The sequence below is a fragment of the Halomonas sp. BN3-1 genome (assembly GCF_003056325.1).
Lineage (GTDB): Bacteria > Pseudomonadota > Gammaproteobacteria > Pseudomonadales > Halomonadaceae > Halomonas > Halomonas litopenaei.
In genome coordinates this window covers 1-1498 of sequence record NZ_PYVV01000035.1, presented here as the reverse complement: position 1 = coordinate 1498, position 1498 = coordinate 1, and the positions used below count along the sequence as shown (strand labels likewise).

Sequence of the window (1498 nt, the reverse complement as noted above, 5' to 3'; positions counted from 1 at the left end):
CCGAACGGCGGCGACAGGAAGGACACCTGCATGTTCACCGCGAACAGGATGCCGAACCAGATCGGGCTGTAGCCCAGCTGCACGATGATCGGCACGAAGATCGGCAGGGTCAGCATGGCCACCCCGATCCAGTCGAGGAACATGCCGAGCACGATCAGGATCGCCATCATCACCAGGATGATCACGATGGGCGAGACGTCCAGATCCATGATCATGCCGGAGATGAAGCGGTTGCCGCCCATCAGGTTGTAGACCCCGACCAGGGCGGCGGCGCCGATGCCGATCCAGATGATCATGCCGCAGGTCACCAGGGTCTGGGACAGGCTCTGGTGCATCATCGAGAACGAGAACTCGCCCCGGGCCAGCACCGCCAGCAGCACGCCGAACACGCCCATGGCCGCCGCCTCGGTGACCGAGGCCACGCCGCCGTAGATCGAGCCCAGCACCATGAAGGCGATCAGCGCCGGCACGATGATCGAGCGCAGCGCGGCACCCCTGGAGGCGAAGCCGGCGTTGCGGTCCTCTTCGCTCATCGGCGGGCCCATGGCGGGGTTGCGCAGGCAGCGCACCAGCACATAACCGATGTAGGACAGCATCAGGATCACCGCCGGGGTGATCGCCGCGGTAAACAGGTCGGCGATGGAGACGCTGGCGATCAGGCCGTAGATGATCAGCACGATGGACGGCGGCATCATGGTACCGAGCGCCCCGCCGGCGCAGACCACGCCGATCGACAGGTGCTTGTCGTAGCCGAGGCGGAGCATCTGCGGCAGCGCCAGGATGCCGAGCAGCACGATCTCGCCGCCGATGATGCCGGACAGCGCGGCCAGGAAGAACGCCACCACCACGGTCTGCACGGCGACGCCCCCGGGCAGTCGCCCGGCGAACACCCGCATGGCGTTGAACAGATCCTTGGCGATGCCCGATCGGTCGAGCAGCGAGGCCATCAGCACGAACATCGGCACCGCCACCAGCGAGTACTCGGTGACGAAGCCGTAGACCCGGCTGGTCACCAGCGGCAGGGCGTTGGGGCCGAACCAGCCGAAGGTAAAGGCCAGCGCCACCAGGCCGGTGATAAAGGCCAGCGGCAGGCCGGTGACCAGCAGCGCGAAGATGGCGCCGACCAGCAGCAGGGTTCCGTCTGCGATGCTCATCAGTCAGCGCCTCCTTCGGGTGCATCGGGGGCGGGCTTGCCCTTGATCGACTGGATCAGGTGAATCAGCGCCTGGACGCACATGATCGCCACCGCGGCGAGGATCATGCCCTTGACCAGGGCGGGGAACGGCGGGTTCCAGGAGGTGCCGGAGCGCTCCAGCTGCCACTCGCCGAGGGGGTTGTGGGAGGCGCCGTAGAACATCACCCAGGCGGCGTAGGTCATGCCCAGACAGAAGCCGAAGGTGACCAGGTCATTGAAGCGGTCGAGCCACAGCCGGAACCTCGGGCCCACGGCGTCGTAGAGCACCTTGACCCGGATATGGCGGTTGGAGGCCAGCGCGGC

Annotated in this window: 2 protein-coding genes; both read right to left on the bottom strand. The window is 66.7% G+C overall.

Annotated features, from left to right (window positions below; translation table 11 throughout):
* Window positions 1-1154, bottom strand: a 1154-nt coding sequence (locus C9F12_RS22165) for a TRAP transporter large permease subunit (protein WP_108450236.1), incomplete at its 3' end; no start/stop codon positions are given.
* A partial coding sequence (locus C9F12_RS22160; RefSeq protein ID WP_162816559.1) for a TRAP transporter small permease occupies window positions 1154-1498 on the bottom strand: 345 nt, incomplete at its 5' end. The genes C9F12_RS22165 and C9F12_RS22160, both read right to left, overlap by 1 nt.